Raw genomic sequence first — 16,772 nt, 5'->3', positions numbered from 1 at the left:
GATGTCCAAGAGGTTCTGATCGTGAAGGCGTAGAAGCCGATCGGCGGCGCGCCGCCGCGGGTCCATTTCGCCCCGCACGACCGAGAGCTCAGGGAGTGCGTGCATGCCCTCCGAGCGCCCGAGCCAGCACGCTGCCAAGCATGCCGGCCTGCGCAGCGCTCCCGCGCCAGGCCACGATCTGATCGGGACGGATCAGCGCGAGGTCGGCCTCGTAGAGATCGCGCAAGGCCCGCGGCAAGGTGACGATCTCGACGTCGGCACGCAGCGGCCCCATGGCCTCGTGTAGTTGATCCTCATCGACGTCGCTGCCCTCACAGCGCAGCAGCGTCCATTCGAAGCCGAAGCGGTCGTAGAGCGAGATGCCCTGCTCCAGCCAGGCATGCGGCGCGCGGCCGCCGGGACAGGCGCTCGGCACGTAGACGTTGGCCGCATCCGGCGGGGGTCGAGTGCCATCGGGGACGATGATCGGTGAGCCGTCGTAGCGGCCGCCGAAAGTGATGCCGGGGATGTTGAACTCGGCGCGCGCATGCCGATCGAGATAGGCGCTGGCGATGCGCCGAGCCTCGTCGCCGGCCGCTGTCGCATCCTCGATCTCGGGCACCGCGGCAAACAGGCCGAGCGAATCCGCAAATCGGCGTGCGTAGTCGGTGTTGCGCAGCGCCACCGGACGGCGCTCGGCTTCGTAGCTGTCGAGCAGCGAGACGGGGCTCGTTCCCTTGACGACGCTTGCGAGCTTCCAGCCCAGATTGACCGCGTCCTCGATCGCGGTGTTGTAGCCGAGTCCGCCAGTCGGCGTGAACAGATGCGCCGCATCACCGCCAAGCAAGACCCGGCCGCGCTGCATGCTCTCGGCGACCAGCGCATGACCCGCGGTCCAGGTGAGGTGCGACAGCACCTCGCAGGGAATGGGCGCACCGCAGGCGCGCTGGAACGTTGTCCTTGCGTCCTCGGCACTGATCGCGCTTTCGTCCTCGCCCGGCCGCAGCTGGGTGTGGAAGGCAAACTCGTCGCGGCCGTTCACCGCGGCCATGAAGGCGCGGCGGTCGCGGTTGAAGCAGACATACATCCAGGCCCGCGCATGCGGGACGCTGGCGTAAAATTCCGGCGAGCGGAGATAGACCGCGAGCATGCGGCCGCCCATGAAATCGCGCTCTATTCCCGTCGTTCCGCCATAGGAGATCCCGAGCGATTGTCGCACCCGGGAGCGCGGACCGTCGGCGCCGATCAGGAAATCAGCCGCGACCTCGCAGCGCGCACCGTCGCTGACACGCTCGACGTCGGCGGCAATGCCGCCGTCATCGGCGACGTAACCGATCAACCGATGCCCGTAGTGCAGCTGAATGCCTGCAAGCCGCGCTGCGTGCCGGCGCAGGATCGCCTCGACGAACTTCTGCGACACCCGATGCGGCAGCTCGGCCGCGCTCCATGAGCCGGACAGACCCTTCACCAGTTCCGTCGCGCGTGCTGCGGACGGCAATTGAAAACGTGCCAGCTCATGCGCCGTGTAGCGCGTGAAATAGGCGACGTCGGTCGGATAGTCCGCGGGCAGGCCGGCGCGCCGGATCTCGTCGGCGAAGCCGAGCCGGCGGAAATGCTCCATCGTCCGCGCCTGCGTCGCGTTGGCCTGCGGGTTGAAGGCCGTTCCCGGCTTCTCGTCGACCAGGATTGCGGACACGCCGCGGCGGCCAAGCTCGTTGGCCAGCATCAGCCCGCACGGCCCGCCGCCCACGATCAGCACCGAGGCGCTCAGACGTTCGATCACCGCGCTTCTCCTCGCAATGGAGGAAGGCTACCGCGCCCCGCAAAATAGTCAAGCAACCTGACTATCTGGTGTCGTCGAGCGTATCGAAGCGGGCGCCATAGGCCTGCAATCCCTGCAGGATCGCGTCCATCGCCGCCTTGCCGAGCTCCTTGCGCATCTCGCCTTCGGCCACATCGACGGCATCGCCAAACGCCTCCAGCCATTTCAGTCCGGCCGGCGTGAAGCGGACGAGGCGCGCGCGCCGGTCGCTCGGATCGGCTTCGCGCGACACCAGCCCCAGCTCGGCGCATTGATCGACCAGTTCGCCCATCGCCTGCTTGCTCATCGAGGCCCGCCGCGCGAGCTCGGTCAGCCGCGTGCCCTCGACGTCGAGATTGCGCGTGAGGCTGACATGAGCGATCCGCGTTTCGCCGTGACCGCTCTCCGCCATCAGCTGGAGAACCCGGGATTCGAACCGGCGCACCGCATTGTTGAGCAACCGGCCGACATTGGCGTGCCGCCAGGCCGTTCCGGTTCGTCCCGCAAGCGGCGCCGTACGTGGAGATCGCGCTGTCATGTCGGGAACACCTCGCTTCATCGAGCTACGCTGGACCAGGGTAGCAGGCGCAAGGTGACATCGGGAAAAGCGTGAGTTGTCACGCCAAGAAATGGTCGGAGCGGCAGGATTCGAACCTGCGACCCCTGCGTCCCGAACGCAGTGCTCTACCGGGCTGAGCCACGCTCCGACTTGGGAAGCCGGCTTATAGCGTTGGGTTTCCGTCTTCGCAAGGACACAAGGCAGGAAATCGCATCGAAATCGCTGATCGTCGGCAGAGGGGTTAACCGCTTGAGGCCGTGGGGCTTTGTCCGGTGGCCATGGCGCGAGCGCAATGCGACAGGCGATTTGCGCGCTTCATTCGGACGTCCGCGCCCGCTATAGCCGAGCGCGGAAGCCACTGCCGTCCCGTACCATCGATGCCCGCCCCAGACATGCAAGCGATCGAGACCAGGATCCTGCCCGCCGACGCGGCCGGAATCGCACAAGCCGCGGCGACGTTCGCCCGCGGCGGACTGGTCGCGTTCCCGACCGAGACCGTCTACGGCCTCGGCGCCGATGCGGCCAACGCCGCGGCCATCGCCCGCCTCTATCAGGCCAAGGGCCGGCCCGCCTTCAATCCGTTGATCGCCCACGTCGCCGATATCGCGGCGGCGCAGCGTATCGGCCGCTTCGATGCCACCGCCGAGCGTCTGGCCGCCGCGTTCTGGCCGGGACCGCTGACTTTGGTGGTGCCGCAGGCCGCGGACTGCACGGTCGCAGATCTCGCGACGGCCGGTCTCGACACGGTCGCGATCCGCATTCCCTCGCATCCGATCGCGCGAGCGCTGCTCGCGGCGTTCGCCGGCGCCGTGGTGGCGCCCTCCGCCAACATCTCCGGCCACGTGTCGCCGACCACCGCGGCTCATGTCGCGGCAGATCTCTCGGGACGAATCGACCTGATCCTGGACGGCGGGCCGGTCGAGGTCGGTGTCGAATCGACCATCGTCGGCTGCTTCGACGAGCCGACCTTGCTGCGCCCGGGCGGGGTTCCCAGCGAGGCGATCGAGGCGGTGCTCAGCCGTGCGCTGGCGCGGCCCGCCGCGGAGACCGATACGTCCGAGCAGCCGCTGGCGCCGGGCATGCTGGCTTCGCATTATGCGCCGCGCGCCGCCGTCCGCCTCGACGCCAGCGAGGTCGCGGCCGGCGAGGCGCTGCTCGCCTTCGGTCCGGTGACCTTGCCCGGGGCCGACCAAGCCGCCGCGATCCTGAACCTCTCGCCCTTGGGCGATCCAGCGGAGGCGGCGATGCATCTTTTCGGCTATCTTCGCAGCCTCGATGCCAAGGGTGCGCGCAGCATCGCGGTGATGCCGATCCCGAACGACGGACTGGGCGAGGCCATCAACGACCGGCTGCGCCGCGCCGCCGCGCCGAGATAACACTGGAAGCGACTGACCATGAACATCAGCCAGCCTGCCCTGCCGCCGCTGCCGCCCGATTTGATCGCGCAATTCGCCGCCATCGTCGGCGAGCGCCAGGCGCTGACGGCGGAGACCGACGTCGCCCCCTACGTCACCGAGGAGCGCAACCTGTTCCACGGCCGCTCGCCGCTGGTGCTGCGCCCGGGCTCGACCGCCGAGGTCGCGGCAATCTGCAAGCTTGCCAGTCAGCACCGCATCGCGCTGGTGCCGCAGGGCGGCAACACCGGCCTCGTCGGCGGCCAGACGCCGCACAATGGCGAAGTGGTGGTGTCGCTGAAGCGCATGGACAAGATCCGCGACGTCGACACCGCCTCCAACACGATGATCGCCGAGGCCGGCGTCGTGCTGCAGGTGGCGCAGCAGAAGGCCGCCGAGGTCGACCGGCTGTTTCCGCTGTCGCTCGGCGCCGAGGGCAGTTGCACCATCGGCGGCAATCTCTCGACCAATGCCGGCGGCACCGCCGCGCTGGCCTATGGCGTGGCGCGCGAGATGGCGTTGGGGGTCGAGGTGGTGCTGGCCGACGGGCGGGTACTCAATGCGCTGTCGAAATTGAAGAAGGACAACACCGGCTACGATCTGCGCAATCTCTTCATCGGCGCAGAGGGCACGCTCGGCATCATCACCGCAGCGAGCCTGAAGTTGTTTCCGAAGCCGCGCGCGGTCGAAACCGCGTTCGTCGGGCTGAAGTCGCCGGATGACGCGTTGAAGCTCTTGGCGATCGCGCAAAGCGAGGCCGCCGGCAACCTGACGAGCTTCGAGCTGATCGCCGCGATCGCGCTCGACTTCTCGATCCGCCACGCCGCCGGCAACCGCGCGCCGCTGTCGGGCGCCCATCCCTGGTTCGTGCTGATGGAATTGTCGTCGTCGCGCGACGATGCCCGCGCCACGCTGGAGACGATCCTGGAAAAGGGTCTCGAGGACGGCATCGTCGACGACGCCGCGATCGCCGACAGCCTCGCCCAGCGCATGGCGTTCTGGAAACTGCGCGAGGACATCTCGGCGGCGCAGAAGCCGGAGGGCGGCTCGATCAAGCACGACATCTCGGTGCCGGTCGCCGCAGTGCCCGCCTTCATTGCCGAGGCCAACGCGGCCGTGGTGAAGCTGATGCCCGGCGCGCGTCCGGTGCCGTTCGGCCATCTCGGCGACGGCAACATCCACTACAATGTCAGCCAGCCGATCGGCGCCAACACGGCCGACTATCTCGCCCGCTGGCACGAGGTGAATGCGGTCGTGTTCGAGATCGTGCTGCGCATGGGCGGCTCGATCTCGGCCGAGCACGGCATCGGCGTGCTCAAGCGCGACGAGCTGCCCGACGTGAAGGACCCGACCGCGATTTCGCTGATGCGCGCGATCAAGGCGCAATTCGATCCGCTCGGAATCATGAATCCCGGCAAGGTGCTCTAGGCTTTCGACGCTCCCATGGACACTGCTCCTGCTCTCATCATTTCCGACATCACCGATGCCGACGTGCCCGCCATCATCGCGCTGTGGCAGCGCTGCGGCCTGACGCGGCCGTGGAATGATCCGGCCGCCGACATCGCGCTCGCCCGCCGTGGCGACAATGCGACCGTCCTGGTCGGCCGCAGCGGCGGCGCGATCGCCGCTTCCGCGATGGTCGGCCATGACGGTCATCGTGGCTGGGTCTACTACGTCAGCGTCGATCCCGAGCATCGCGGCCACAACCATGGCCGCACCATCATGGCCGCGGCCGAGGACTGGCTGCGGGCGCGCGGCGTCGCCAAGCTGATGCTGATGGTGCGCGGCGACAACACCGCGGTGCAGGCGTTCTACCAGACGCTCGACTATGCCGTGCAGGACAGCGTCGTGTTCTCGAAATGGCTCGACGGCCGCGCGCCCACGCCCGGCATGAAATAGAGGTTCAGCATGAGCATCTCCGACCGCATCCGCGTCCACGAGACGCGCGTGCTCTCCGACCATTACGGCACGCTGACCTCGACCAGGTTCGAATGGCGGCGCGACGACGGCACCTGGCAGATGCAGAGCCGCGACGTGTTCGAGCGCGGCAACGCGGCGGCGATCCTGCCCTACAACCTCGCCCAGCGCAGCGTCATCCTGGTCAAGCAGTTCCGCTATCCCGCGTTCGTCAACGGCCATGACGATCTGCTGATCGAGGCGGCGGCCGGCCTGCTCGACGATGCCTCGCCGGAGGAGCGCATCCGCCTCGAGGCCGAGGAGGAGACCGGATTCCGGCTGCACGACGTCAAGTTCGTGTTCGAGGCGTTCATGAGCCCGGGCGTCGTCACCGAGAAGATCCATTTCTTCGTCGCCGAATACGAGCCTCACATGCGCGTCAGCGCCGGCGGCGGGCTCGCGCATGAGGGCGAGGAGATCGAGGTGCTGGAACTCTCGATCGACGACGCGCTGACGATGATCGCCGACGGCCGCATCCAGGACGCCAAGACCATCATGCTGCTGCAGCACGCCGCGCTGAGGATCTTTGGCTGAGCGCGGCCAACGCTCGGTCGCGGGTCTTGCTTCTCTGTCGTCCTCCGCGAAGGCGGGGGGGACCCAGTATTCCATCGGCAGCCGTTTCGGCACGAGAGGCCGCGGCGTACTGGATCCCCGCCTTCGCGGGTATGACGACCTTTTTCGTTGATGCTCCCCGCCTCAGAACAAACTCCCCTGCCCGTCATCCGCAGGCGCAGGCGAAACTTTGCGAGATGCAACCTTCTTCGCCGGCTTGCGCTGCGCGTCCTCGGCGGCGCGCATCTCCGCGGTCATCGGCAGCAGCAGCTGCTCGTCGTCGTTGGCCACCGTGTTGACGCGCGTGGAGACCTCGTACCACGCGAACTCGCCCTCGCGAGGCGGGATCAGCAGCCGCATGGCCTCATCAGGATCATCGGAGCGGCAGTCGAGCCACAGCGCGAAATCATCCGGCCTGATCGTCACGGGAACACGATGATGCAGCGTGGCGAGATCGCGGCTCGCAGCCGCGGTGACGATCGCCACCGTATCGACCTCCTCGCCGTTCGGCCCCATCCAGGTCTCGGCGAGGGCCGCGAAACCGAGCGGCGCGCCGTCACTGCGATGGATGAAGAACGGCCGCTTGCGACCATCGATCACCTGCCACTCGTAATATCCATCAGCGGGCACTAGCACGCGGCGCCGCCGAATCGCATTCTTGAACGCCGGCTTCTCGCGTGCGGACTCCGAACGCGCATTGATCAGCAGCGTGAAATTACGGGGATCCTTGACCCAGGCCGGAATGAATCCCCAGCGCATGAGCCGAAAATGCCTGATGTCCTGATCCAGAAGAACTACGGGAATCGGCTGCGTCGGAGCAATATTGTGCCGCGGCGGAAAGTTCGGCTGTTCCTCGTAGCCGAAAATCTGCCTGAGAGCCGCGGGTGGTGAAGTGATCACGAAGCGTCCACACATAATCTCACTCAAATCGTCGTGTGTTCAGCACCTTTTAACTTAGGTTGCCAACACTGCAGCGGATGACCGCAGCGGCGACCCATTCCGTGCCTACCGATCGCACGACCCAACGACCGGCGGGCAGCGCCATTGACCCGGCGCGGGCCGCGATGCTGCGCGCCGCCAACATCAATCCGCGCACCGGGCTCGCCACCGACTATCTGAATCATTTCAACGAAGCCGTGATGCTGCTCGAAATGATTCCCGATATTCCGGAATGCGCCGAGGATTTTCTGGCGTGGTCGCCGCTGACCTATCCAGAACATTTCACGCACACCAATTTCAAGGCCCGCGATCTCGTCATCGAGGCCTATGAGCAGGCCGACCCGGCGATTCGCGACAAGTTCGATCATCTCACGAAGACCATGACCGACATCCTGCTCGCGGTCGGCAGCGCGATGCGCGCAGCCAAGCAGGACGCCACCAAGGCCAAGCTCGCCGAGCAGGCCGCGGCGTGGGTCAAGCCGCTGGTGACCCAGGCCGGCGGCATCATCAATGGCGACATCGAGGTCGACCCTGACCCGGTCGACGAGGTCGACGCCGTCGACGCCATCATGGCAAGCTTCTGAGCAGCACGGGCTGCCGGCCCGGTCGTCTTCACGCTACGGTGCAGACCACGCCTGGAGCCATTGGTATGACCGCCCCGACGCCGCCCCGCCACCCCCAACTCGCCGTCAGCGCCGCCATCTTCCGCGACGGCAAGCTCCTGCTGGTGCGCCGGGCGCGTTCCCCCGCCAAGGGCGTCTACACGCTGCCCGGCGGCCGGGTGGAGCTCGGCGAGACCCTGCACGAGGCCGTCGCGCGCGAGGTCATGGAGGAAACCGCACTCTCGATCGCAATTGTCGGGCTGGCCGGATGGCGCGAGGTCCTGCCGGCCCAGGGCGGCGGCGGCCACTATGTGATCCTTCCCTTTGCGGCCCGCTGGCAGGCCGGAGAGCCCCGGCTCAACCCGGAACTGGACGACTTTCAGTGGCGCCTCCCCGATGCGCTCGAGGGCCTCACGCTGACTGACGGACTGCCGGAGATCATCGCCGCCGCACGGACCCTGGTGTAGGCGCCTTGCGTCCGCCGTCCGGCAAAGGCATATGACGTCGGTGTTCCCCATGATCCCCAAGCGCCTCCTGGCCGTCCTCATGCTCGTTGCCGCCTGCGCCATTGTGCCCGCGCGCGCGCAGGATGCGGCCGCGCCGTTCGATGGCGATCTGCAGCGGCTGGCCGAGATCCTCGGAACCCTGCATTACCTCCGCGGCATCTGCGGCAGCAATGAAGGCGCCAAATGGCGCAACCAGATGCAGGCTCTGATCGATGCCGAGACGCCGTCGGGCGAACGCCGCGCCCGGATGATCGCCGGCTTCAACCGCGGCTATAACGGCTTTCAGCAGACCTACCGGACCTGCACGCCGGCGGCGATGGTGGCGATCCGCCGCTACATCGACGAGGGCTCGAAGATCTCGCGCGACCTCACGGCGCGCTACGCCAACTGATGGCCCATGGTTGACGGCGCGCCGGCGTTATCCACGTTTGCGTTAACCTTGTTAACCTTTCCTAAAGAACTGGCCTAGGCGTCCGCCGCCTGCGTGGTAAACCTCACTGGTCCGGCGCGTCCGCGTTCGGAATTCAACGCGCCTCGCGGCCCCGCCAGACTGAATTCAATGAGCTTTCCCGTCACTTTCAGCGCCCTCCCCGCCGTCCTGCCCGACCACGAGCAGAAGCAGGCCGCGCTCAGCTACCTCAACGAAGCCTGGGCGGAAGCGCGCCATGACGGCGTCGACGGCGACTGCCTGGCGCAGGCCAGCCTGTTCGCGGCGCTGGCCGAACTCGTCACCACCTATGGCGAGGACGCGGTGGCGACCTTCGTCGAAGGCCTGCCGGAGCGCGTCCGCAACGGCGAGTTCTCGCTGTCGCGCGCGACGCAGTAGGTTCTCCCGCTCCTCGCGGGTAGCCCGGATGAGCGCAGCGACATCCGGGGTTCCATCCGCAGCCTCGTTGAACCCGGATATCGCTGCGCTCACCCAGGCTACGACAACTACGTCGACAAACTCCGCGTCATTGCGAGCGCAATGACGGAGCCAAAACGAAGAGCGCCCATCGGGGCCGAGATCCGTTTTCACATCTCAAACAGCATCGAGACACGCCTCATCGTCCTCGCGGCGCGATGCGTCCGAGCGATGACCGACGTTCGGCCCTCATTCAATCGAGGGCGCAGGGAAGGCTGGGCGTCGGCTGACGCCCATGGCCCCCGTGCGAACAAAAGTGCACGGGGCAGGAACCACAGGTGCAGCCGGATGAGCCCAGCCTTCCCTGCGCGATGGTTTTAACGCTTCTTTCGCGCTCTCCCTGGGGACCGGCTTGATTGCCCCCATCGCCTGCGCCGATGCTCTCGCATCACACTCAGGCTTGACCTCGGCATCGGGAGGCCAGGACCACGCGACTTCACGTCCGCATCGAAGGTTGTCCGTCCGCGCAACCAAAGCCACGCTGCAACCCGACACGTCCACCGCCTGCCCGCCTCGCGTCTCGTGACGACCGCGCGTACGCCCCTCTCGTTGAGGCGGGATGGGTGGAGGATAGACACGTATTCTGGAAAAACGAAAGTGAAATCTTTCGCCCGGAAGGTGCTGCGGGCGCGATCACGTTGAGACAATGCGCAAAATTGCCATTTCGGCACAGGCGTTTCGTGTAGTTGCGGCGAGCCCGAACGACGACGTTACAAACAAGATCGCACGACTGATTCGCCCGACGGGCTTTTTTGCTCTGCGTTTCTTGCGGCGCTTCAGTCCCAATCCATTCCGCCAATGACGCCAAGAAACCAGCCGCCGATAAAAGCGGCCGTAAGCGCCATGAGATCGATCGTCACGGAGGGACCAAGCTCCTGGTTGTCTTGAACATGACTAAGTCCAATCAACCCAAACTCAAGAATTGCCGCGCAGAATACAGGCCAAAGCGCCCGCCGCCGCGCTGCCAGCCGCTGGGCCGGGCCAGCCCCCCCGAGCGTTCCGTGATAGAGTCATGGATCGGCGAAGCGACACCACGGCAGTCAAGACGACCACGATCATAAAGGCGATGAAGTACACCAGACATTATCCTTGGGGCCAACCGTACCGTCTTGAAGGTCACAGGCTAGTAGCGCGAACCGGCTTCCTCAATCCTAAGGAGACAACAAAATGCAGCCGTGTCGGAGCGCTGTTCCCGGGCACCTGCTTCCGGTCGAGCATCAGAAGCAGACCTTCACGCGAGCCGGCGACCAGATCCGTTATGGGCCGATTCCGTTGAAAAAGTAGGCTGTAGTTTCGTCGTGAACGACTGCCGTTTATCGGATGAGTTGGCTTGGTGGGGGTCACGCGGGCGTCGGTGCGGGCATCGGGATCAGCTTGGCCATTTTGCCAAGGTTCTGAGCGGCTGCAGCGAGGATGAACTCGTCGCGTGCGCCGTTCGGCCCTCTTAGTCGCAGGCGATCGAGCTTGAGAATGCGCTTGAGATGCGCGAACAGCATCTCGATCTTCTTGCGGAGCCGGCGTGAAGTGCGGCCTTCCCGTGAGCTTGCGATCTCGCGTGCCATGTCGCGAGCGCCCTCGTAGACCGAGCGCGGCACTTTTCGGGCCGGGGTGTTGGGGCAACACCTGCTTCTGAGAGAGCATGCTTGGCAATCGTGCTTGCTCGCACGGTAGAGGACCGTCGTATCGTTGTTCACCAGCGTCCCTGTAGTGGTGAGGGTTTTGCCAGCGGGGCAGCGATAGACGTCCCTGCTATGGTCGTAGGTGAAGGCCTCACGCGAGAAGGTCCCGTCGGTGCGGGCCGACTTGTCGAAGACGGTCACGTGCGGCTCGATCCCATGCTCGTAGACCAGCCAGCCGAGCATCTCAGCTGAGCCATAGGCGCTGTCGCCCAAAAGTCGGCTTGGATAGAGATCGAACCTTTCGATTGAACGCTCAATCATGCGCTTGGCGGCCAATACTTCTGCCTGGCGGATCGCCGTGGTCGCCTCGACATCGACGATGATCGCATTCTCGACGTCGACCAGATAATTCGTCGAGTAAGCGAAGAAGGCCTGGCCGCCGTGCGCTCCCGTCCAGCGCGCCGCCGGGTCGGAGGGCGACACGAACTTGGGCGTGACCTCCGTCGCGGCACCGAACGCGGCATCATCAAGAACGGCAAGATACTCGTCGATCGCTCGACCCGCGGCCTCCGGCGGAAGCCCCTTATCGCCTTCGATTCCCTTCTGTCGGTTGGCATCCGCCTTGATCAGGCTCGCGTCGACTGCGAACCCTTCGCCGCCGACCAGCCGCTCCCGGATGCAGCGGCGCAAGACGGTCTCGAACACGCGACGGAAGAGATCGCTCTCACGGAAGCGGCCGTGCCTGTTCTTCGAGAACGTCGAGTGATCGGGGACAGCTCCATCCAGACCCAACCGGCAGAACCAGCGGTAGGCCAGATTGAGGTGGACTTCATCACAGAGGCGCCGTTCCGAACGTATGCCGAAGCAATAGCCGATCAGGAGCATCCTGATCATCAGCTCCGGATCGATCGAGGGCCGGCCGATGTTGCTGTAGAACGGTGCCAACTCCCGTCGCAGGTCCTCGAAGTCGACGAACCTATCGATCGACCGCAACAGGTGGTCGGCTGGGATGTGCCTTTCCAGCGAGAACTCATAGAACAACGCAGCCTGTTCGACTTGCCGATGCCCCATCATGACCTTCAGTCCCGCCAATTAGACAGACTGAATCACCGATATCTCTGCGCCGCAACTGGCGACTTTTTCAACGAAATCGGCCATAAACCGACGTTTCGCATGCACTCGCTACGCTCGGTCCAGAGGCGAGCAATCTAGTTCCGCTTTTATTGTAACTAGCCGCAGCGCGATGTTGCCAAGCTCGAACACGGACGGATGCTTTGCCACGCTGGAGTGCGGCGGCGATTTCGTCTGGTCGACTTCCGGCTTCCGCCATCGACTTGAGCCTCTGCTGCTCCTCTAGGACGCCGCGCCGTCCGGGTTTGTGAGGTCTCAAATGAGGCCGAAGGTGATCGCGATTAAGAAGAACACGATCAGCCCGATGCCGACCAGCTTGAAGATGTAGGCGGCCTCAACATCGCGCCCAAACCACTCGAAGTCCGGCCCCCATAGGACGGTTGCGACAAACCCGAGAACGAGGGTCGCGATCAGCAGGATCACGTAGACGGTGTCCATAGATTGAGCCTTCACTCGCGGACGCCGAAGTCAGCATTCCGTTGATGTCCCGGAGGAGGTCTATATCAACATCCCACGTAAGCACTCAGCAGAGGAAGTTGAGTCCGCGCCCCGACGCACCTCAACTTGGGCGCAATTCAATTGAGCTGTAATCAGAATGCCACTGTTTGCGTAGACACGAGCCCAGTTCACGCAAGCGCTGGGGAATGTGGGGGGGGCTGGTGGCCGCGATACGTCAGCTAAGGATCAAAAGCAGCCCTCCGCTCCCGCGAGTGCTTACTTCCGGTTGAGCCCCAGCAGCCGACGTCAGCCAGGGCCGATCGGAAGGTCCTAGATGGGCCATAAGCGGAAATGAAGAGGCGAGTCGAAGCTCGGACCTCCTTCTTGCTATATCGGCTCAATCTCGCCGGGACGCCAAGTTTTGTCGAACCACGGCTGGAGCGGGCCGTAGAGGCGCAGGAGCGTGTTCCATCCTTTGCCGGGGATGGTCTGCACCCAGTTGTTCTCCTTCCCAGCCGGCGCCTTGGGCCCGAAATAGATGTCCACTGACCCGTCCGCGTTCGGCAAGAGTTTCGGGTTCTGGCTAGTTGCGGCTGGCCAACGCTGGTCGGTCTGCAGCATGGAGCGGGTCTGATTGTCGTAGAGGATGACCGACCAAAATTGCTTGACCGGGATATTTGGTGGCAGGTGCAGCTTGTAGTTTTTTCCGCCATCGAGTGGCTTGTTTTGGCTATCAACGAACGCGGCCATATATTGCGATCCCTCGCCAACCGACTTGGAATCCATCGCCGGTGTCACGCCGGTCGCGTAGAAGAAGAATGCCGAGTAGGCATCGAGAATACGCGCGCCGTTTTCTTCGAACTTGTAGCCACCGAAGAAGCCCGTTCGCCACGCGCTGTTGGGATAATAGTAGCTTTCCTTGATCCGCAACCGGCCATTGATCGCACGGGCGGTGGCGTCACCTACCAAGGCGGCTTCGGTCAGAATTTTTTTCATCCGTGCATCGGGCGCGAAGGGCTTACCCTTCTGGATGCCGACCGCTGCGTAGAGGCCGAGTGTGACCGGGTCGACTGTATCCGTCGGCTCCTCCTGCACAACCTGATTCAGATACTCCCAGAAGGGATAATCTCCCGGCGCCAGCGTGCTAAATGCTTTACCGGAAACATGCACGAAATTGAGTTTTGGCGGATTGGCAGCATCTTTCAGGCGATAGATTCGCGTGTGCTGTTCGACCAAGTCGACGCCTGGCTTCGGATCGCCGTTCACGAGGAATGAGCGCCACGGAACCCAGACGCTGAACGTCGCCGGCTTCACGACAAAAAATCCGCTCGGCACCTCGCCCTTGTAGCCGGGCGGCAGGATCAGGTACTTGCCGCCCTGACCCTTGTCCGGCCCGACGAGCCCGACATCAGTAACAAAATTATACCACATGTCGTTGATGAGGCCGAGCACATTGGGAGGCACTTCGAGCACCAGAGGCCCGTCGCGCAGGTCGAGCCAAAACCAAGTGTACGGCGTGTTGTTGTTCGGGGTGAGAAAAAGCGACTTCGAGTCCATCCTATCCTCGAAGATCGGCACCGTTAGATTGAACGGACCCAGTTCCGCGATGCCCTTCCGATTTGCCAACTGGTTCACTGGAGCCAGCGCCAACATGTAGGCCTGGACGGCGTGTTGGAAATCCAGATTGTCGTAGAGCTTTTCCACGGTCGCATCGTCGGGAAAACCGTCGAAGAAGTTCAGCGTCCCAAAGCGGGTCTCCACCTTGTCCGGGATTGCGACGCCTGGCGGTATCGGCGTTTGCATCTTGTATTGCTGGGCGTTGAGCGGAATTGCCGAGAGCGCCACGAAAGACAGCGCAAAAATCACTGATGTCACTAATTTCATGGTGCGGCCCGCTGGACTGCCCCCCTTAAGTGAGACACGATAATTTCTGTGACAGTGGGGTTGCCACGACGACTATCGTGCCTTGTTTTGCGCGAACGCGGCTTCGAACTCAATAGGCGATCGATAGCCGAGCGCCGAGTGCAGGCGCTCCTTGTTGTAGACATCCGCAATGAAGCTATCGATCCGGCGGCGAGCGTCTCTTATGTCGGAGAACGCCTTGCCGTTGACCTCCTCGGCCTTGAGCGTCTTCATGAAGCTCTCAGCCTTGGCGTTGTCGAAGGGGTTGCCCGGCCTGCTCATGCTGATCGTGATGTCGCGATCCGCTAATATTTGGCGATAGGCGATTGACGCGTATTGCACGCCGCGGTCGGAATGGTGGATCAGGCTGCTGCGTTGCGGCTTGCGGGCCTCGATGGCCTTGTTCAATGCTGCAATCGCGAGCGAGGCATTGAGCGTGTTCTCGAAGGCCCAGCCAACCGCCTTGCGCGAGAAGGCATCGAGGATGACCGCGAGGTAGGCGAAGGTCGTGGCGAGATGGACGTAGGTGATGTCTGCGACCCAGATCTGATCGGGAGCGGACGGCACCAGGCCGCGCACCAGATTGGGCACCACGACAATGTCCCTTGGTCGCTCTGCAGGCGGCTTCAGGAATGGCGCCTTGCGCTGTGCGAGAAGATTGTCCTCGCGCATGAGCCTGAGCACCTTCTTAGCATTAACGACCATGCCTTTACGTCGGATGGTGGCCGTCACGCGCCGGTAGCCGTAGAACGGATGCTTCAGGCAAATGCGTTGGATCTGGTCGCGCAGCTCGCAGTCGGCAGTCTCACGACTGCGTTTGTTGAGATGCCGGTAATAGGTCGCGCGTGGCAGGCCGGCCAGACCGCAGAGCCGTTGCACGTCGGCGTGGGACTCCGTTGCCTCCGATGTCATGGCTTGGATGACTTCGATGATGCGGGTGCGGGTCCGCCTTGCGCTGCCGGCCGCTCCAATGCGCGCAAGGCTTGCCGAAAAAAATCGAGATCCATCTGCTGACGGCCGACAAGCCGTTCGAGTTCGGCGATGCGAGCATTTGCGCGCGTCAGCGCAGACCGCTTGTCGTCATAGGTTGCCGTAGCTTTGAGCTTCCGGGGGCCGGGCTTCGGCCCTCGCTTGCGGTTCAATCCCTCAGGTCCTTGCGCCTTCCAGGCCTTGATCCAGTCATGCAGGATCTTGCGAGATATCCCAAGCTCGCGAGCCACAGGCAGAACGCCTTCGCCTCGCTCGACGCGCTTGATCGCCTTCAGTTTGTAAGCCGTCGGAAACTGACGGTTCTTCCCTCTTGCTGCCACAGGTCATCCTCGAAATGCCTGTCACAGAAATTATCGTGTCTCACTTAAGGGGTGCAGTCCACCGCCTTGAAAGATTTTGAGTTTATAAGCAGCTCTGCGGAAATCCGATCTTGGGGTTCGGGCGAGGCTACAAATCTCGCAAATTGACGGGTCAACGTCTGCCAGCGCGATTGACCGGACCGCCGCGATTTACAGTGCCAGCACCCACCACCGCTTGTCGTGCAACGGGTCGCGGCCTCAGCACTACGCCCGGCCGTACGACGCAATTGGCTGGATAGTCAACGTATGTGCAGTCTCGGTGCTCGCGGCTACGAACCCAGTTATCAGTAGCGTAGCCGCTATTGCGAATGAGAGCTTCATTTTCGCCTCCTTCGTTTAAAACAATTAACTCCAATAAAACCGATCTTCGTGTTGACCCAGATCAACAGGTCAAAGCTCAATGTCCGAAATAGGTCAAAAGCTGCCCTAAGCTGCTGCGGGCGCTTACTTCCGGTTGAGCCCCAGCAGCCAACCTCAGCCAGGGCCGATCGGAAGGTCCGAGATAGGCCAACAGGAGACATTCGAGGAGGGGACTTCTGGCCTATTGTATCGAAATTAGTACCAAAACTGCCGCAGCAAATATTGCGGAACAACTCAGGAAGAGCACAATGTTTGCTCCCTTCCAGGCATTGAAACGGGCTCTCGTACTTAAGGTCCAAACGCTATAGCCCGCTGCGCGTAGTTGCTGGCCGGCGCGAAAATTGCTCCACATTGCTCCGCACCAAGCGGACAAGGCCACGATCCAGCAAAACGTCTTCACCAAAATGCTCATAGCGATCACCTAGAAACTAACCTTAGTGATGTCATAGCAGCGGTCGTTAACAAATCAGGACGCCCACCAATTCAAATTTTGGCGGCGGCCTTCGCTAAGGCAGTGTCGCCCCGGCGCACGGAAACAGACTGGCGATGCCAGAACGCTTCCTGAACTCGGCGGGTGTGAAGGAATGTCTGTCCGGTCGAGGCCGGGAAGCCGACATCGCGGATGCAGACCGGAAGGTCCGGACCGGGCCAGGACCTGACGTGCGGTCGCCTGGAAGGGCAAATCGTTCATAAACCTGTGGGGAGCATGTGCCGGTACGTTGGAAATACCGATACTGTACATACTCGTGCGCCTTTAATTTCTGGCGTCCGTGCGCATTGC

At 63.4% G+C, this 16,772-nt stretch carries 16 protein-coding genes and 1 tRNA gene; 8 read left to right on the top strand and 9 right to left on the bottom strand.

Annotated elements, in window-relative coordinates; all coding sequences use genetic code 11:
• Positions 1 to 88: 88 nt before the first annotated feature.
• The 3 genes from QW881_RS09845 to QW881_RS09835 form a co-directional block, all read right to left on the bottom strand.
• Positions 89 to 1,762 carry an FAD-dependent oxidoreductase gene (locus tag QW881_RS09845; RefSeq protein ID WP_315757090.1) on the bottom strand — a complete coding sequence of 558 codons (1,674 nt, stop codon included), beginning with the start codon at positions 1,760 to 1,762 and terminating at the stop codon, positions 89 to 91.
• Positions 1,763 to 1,823: 61 nt separating this feature from the next.
• Positions 1,824 to 2,318 (bottom strand): MarR family winged helix-turn-helix transcriptional regulator, encoded by a 495-nt coding sequence (locus tag QW881_RS09840; protein WP_315757089.1) that lies wholly within the window; start codon positions 2,316 to 2,318, stop codon positions 1,824 to 1,826.
• A 92-nt stretch (positions 2,319 to 2,410) separates the two neighbouring features.
• A tRNA-Pro gene (locus QW881_RS09835) sits at positions 2,411 to 2,487 on the bottom strand.
• 229 nt (positions 2,488 to 2,716) lie between these two features.
• On the opposite strand from QW881_RS09835, the gene QW881_RS09830 reads away from it, so the two are divergent.
• Genes QW881_RS09830 through QW881_RS09815 form a run of 4 tightly spaced genes read left to right on the top strand, consistent with a single transcriptional unit; the run spans position 2,717 to position 6,223 of the window.
• Positions 2,717 to 3,715: an L-threonylcarbamoyladenylate synthase gene (locus tag QW881_RS09830; RefSeq protein WP_316158300.1), complete on the top strand. Its 999-nt coding sequence runs from the start codon at positions 2,717 to 2,719 to the stop codon at positions 3,713 to 3,715.
• Between the two features lie 18 nt (positions 3,716 to 3,733).
• Positions 3,734 to 5,161, top strand: coding sequence for an FAD-binding oxidoreductase (locus QW881_RS09825; protein WP_316158299.1), 1,428 nt, complete (start codon positions 3,734 to 3,736; stop codon positions 5,159 to 5,161).
• Between the two features lie 15 nt (positions 5,162 to 5,176).
• Positions 5,177 to 5,632 carry a GNAT family acetyltransferase gene (locus QW881_RS09820; RefSeq protein WP_316158298.1) on the top strand — a complete coding sequence of 152 codons (456 nt, stop codon included), beginning with the start codon at positions 5,177 to 5,179 and terminating at the stop codon, positions 5,630 to 5,632.
• Between the two features lie 9 nt (positions 5,633 to 5,641).
• The gene (locus QW881_RS09815; protein ID WP_316158297.1) at positions 5,642 to 6,223 is read left to right on the top strand and encodes an NUDIX domain-containing protein; all 582 of its coding nucleotides are present in this window, start codon (positions 5,642 to 5,644) and stop codon (positions 6,221 to 6,223) included.
• Between the two features lie 162 nt (positions 6,224 to 6,385).
• Here the strand turns inward: QW881_RS09815 and QW881_RS09810 are convergent, their stop codons facing one another.
• Positions 6,386 to 7,156 carry an SOS response-associated peptidase gene (locus tag QW881_RS09810; protein WP_316158296.1) on the bottom strand — a complete coding sequence of 257 codons (771 nt, stop codon included), beginning with the start codon at positions 7,154 to 7,156 and terminating at the stop codon, positions 6,386 to 6,388.
• 86 nt (positions 7,157 to 7,242) lie between these two features.
• Between QW881_RS09810 and QW881_RS09805 the strand changes: the two genes are divergently transcribed.
• The 4 genes from QW881_RS09805 (at position 7,243) to QW881_RS09790 (ending at position 9,114) form a co-directional block, all read left to right on the top strand.
• On the top strand, positions 7,243 to 7,764 hold the full coding sequence (locus QW881_RS09805) for a hypothetical protein (protein WP_315717204.1): 522 nt from the start codon (positions 7,243 to 7,245) through the stop codon (positions 7,762 to 7,764).
• 65 nt (positions 7,765 to 7,829) lie between these two features.
• A complete protein-coding gene (locus tag QW881_RS09800) occupies positions 7,830 to 8,249 on the top strand; it encodes an NUDIX hydrolase (RefSeq protein WP_315754043.1) in 420 nt (139 codons plus the stop codon).
• 31 nt (positions 8,250 to 8,280) lie between these two features.
• The gene (locus QW881_RS09795; RefSeq protein ID WP_315717206.1) at positions 8,281 to 8,679 is read left to right on the top strand and encodes a TIGR02301 family protein; all 399 of its coding nucleotides are present in this window, start codon (positions 8,281 to 8,283) and stop codon (positions 8,677 to 8,679) included.
• Positions 8,680 to 8,847: 168 nt separating this feature from the next.
• A complete protein-coding gene (locus QW881_RS09790; RefSeq protein WP_315717207.1) occupies positions 8,848 to 9,114 on the top strand; it encodes a hypothetical protein in 267 nt (88 codons plus the stop codon).
• Positions 9,115 to 10,532: 1,418 nt separating this feature from the next.
• Here QW881_RS09790 and QW881_RS09785 read toward each other — a convergent pair.
• From QW881_RS09785 to QW881_RS09765, 5 genes are all read right to left on the bottom strand, one after another.
• A complete protein-coding gene (locus QW881_RS09785; protein WP_316158295.1) occupies positions 10,533 to 11,885 on the bottom strand; it encodes an IS1182 family transposase in 1,353 nt (450 codons plus the stop codon).
• 312 nt (positions 11,886 to 12,197) lie between these two features.
• Entirely contained in the window at positions 12,198 to 12,380 is a 183-nt protein-coding gene (locus QW881_RS09780; RefSeq protein WP_316158294.1) for a hypothetical protein, read from the bottom strand.
• 387 nt (positions 12,381 to 12,767) lie between these two features.
• The gene (locus tag QW881_RS09775; RefSeq protein ID WP_316196419.1) at positions 12,768 to 14,264 is read right to left on the bottom strand and encodes a DUF1254 domain-containing protein; all 1,497 of its coding nucleotides are present in this window, start codon (positions 14,262 to 14,264) and stop codon (positions 12,768 to 12,770) included.
• 72 nt (positions 14,265 to 14,336) lie between these two features.
• Complete coding sequence (locus tag QW881_RS09770) at positions 14,337 to 15,194, bottom strand: IS3 family transposase (protein ID WP_315757083.1); 858 nt, start codon at positions 15,192 to 15,194, stop codon at positions 14,337 to 14,339.
• The gene (locus QW881_RS09765) at positions 15,191 to 15,592 is read right to left on the bottom strand and encodes a helix-turn-helix domain-containing protein (RefSeq protein WP_315705390.1); all 402 of its coding nucleotides are present in this window, start codon (positions 15,590 to 15,592) and stop codon (positions 15,191 to 15,193) included. Before QW881_RS09765 ends, QW881_RS09770 begins: the two co-directional genes overlap by 4 nt.
• Between the last annotated feature and the right edge of the window lie 1,180 nt (positions 15,593 to 16,772).

Origin of the sequence: Bradyrhizobium sp. SZCCHNS3016, from assembly GCF_032484535.1 — a bacterium.
In the GTDB taxonomy this organism is placed as follows: Bacteria; Pseudomonadota; Alphaproteobacteria; order Rhizobiales; family Xanthobacteraceae; genus Bradyrhizobium.
Note: the sequence above shows the minus strand (reverse complement) of the source record. Positions and strands in the feature narration are given on the sequence as shown.

Bases quoted from the DNA above. Each gene is read 5' to 3' on its own strand.
- QW881_RS09840 (WP_315757089.1), bottom strand. From the start codon at position 2,318: ATGACAGCGCGATCTCCACGTACGGCGCCGCTTGCGGGACGAACCGGA.
- QW881_RS09830 (WP_316158300.1), top strand. From the start codon at position 2,717: ATGCCCGCCCCAGACATGCAAGCGATCGAGACCAGGATCCTGCCCGCC.
- QW881_RS09825 (WP_316158299.1), top strand. From the start codon at position 3,734: ATGAACATCAGCCAGCCTGCCCTGCCGCCGCTGCCGCCCGATTTGATC.
- QW881_RS09820 (WP_316158298.1), top strand. From the start codon at position 5,177: ATGGACACTGCTCCTGCTCTCATCATTTCCGACATCACCGATGCCGAC.
- QW881_RS09815 (WP_316158297.1), top strand. From the start codon at position 5,642: ATGAGCATCTCCGACCGCATCCGCGTCCACGAGACGCGCGTGCTCTCC.
- QW881_RS09810 (WP_316158296.1), bottom strand. From the start codon at position 7,156: ATGTGTGGACGCTTCGTGATCACTTCACCACCCGCGGCTCTCAGGCAG.
- QW881_RS09800 (WP_315754043.1), top strand. From the start codon at position 7,830: ATGACCGCCCCGACGCCGCCCCGCCACCCCCAACTCGCCGTCAGCGCC.
- QW881_RS09795 (WP_315717206.1), top strand. From the start codon at position 8,281: ATGACGTCGGTGTTCCCCATGATCCCCAAGCGCCTCCTGGCCGTCCTC.
- QW881_RS09790 (WP_315717207.1), top strand. From the start codon at position 8,848: ATGAGCTTTCCCGTCACTTTCAGCGCCCTCCCCGCCGTCCTGCCCGAC.
- QW881_RS09785 (WP_316158295.1), bottom strand. From the start codon at position 11,885: ATGATGGGGCATCGGCAAGTCGAACAGGCTGCGTTGTTCTATGAGTTC.
- QW881_RS09780 (WP_316158294.1), bottom strand. From the start codon at position 12,380: ATGGACACCGTCTACGTGATCCTGCTGATCGCGACCCTCGTTCTCGGG.
- QW881_RS09775 (WP_316196419.1), bottom strand. From the start codon at position 14,264: ATGAAATTAGTGACATCAGTGATTTTTGCGCTGTCTTTCGTGGCGCTC.
- QW881_RS09770 (WP_315757083.1), bottom strand. From the start codon at position 15,194: ATGACATCGGAGGCAACGGAGTCCCACGCCGACGTGCAACGGCTCTGC.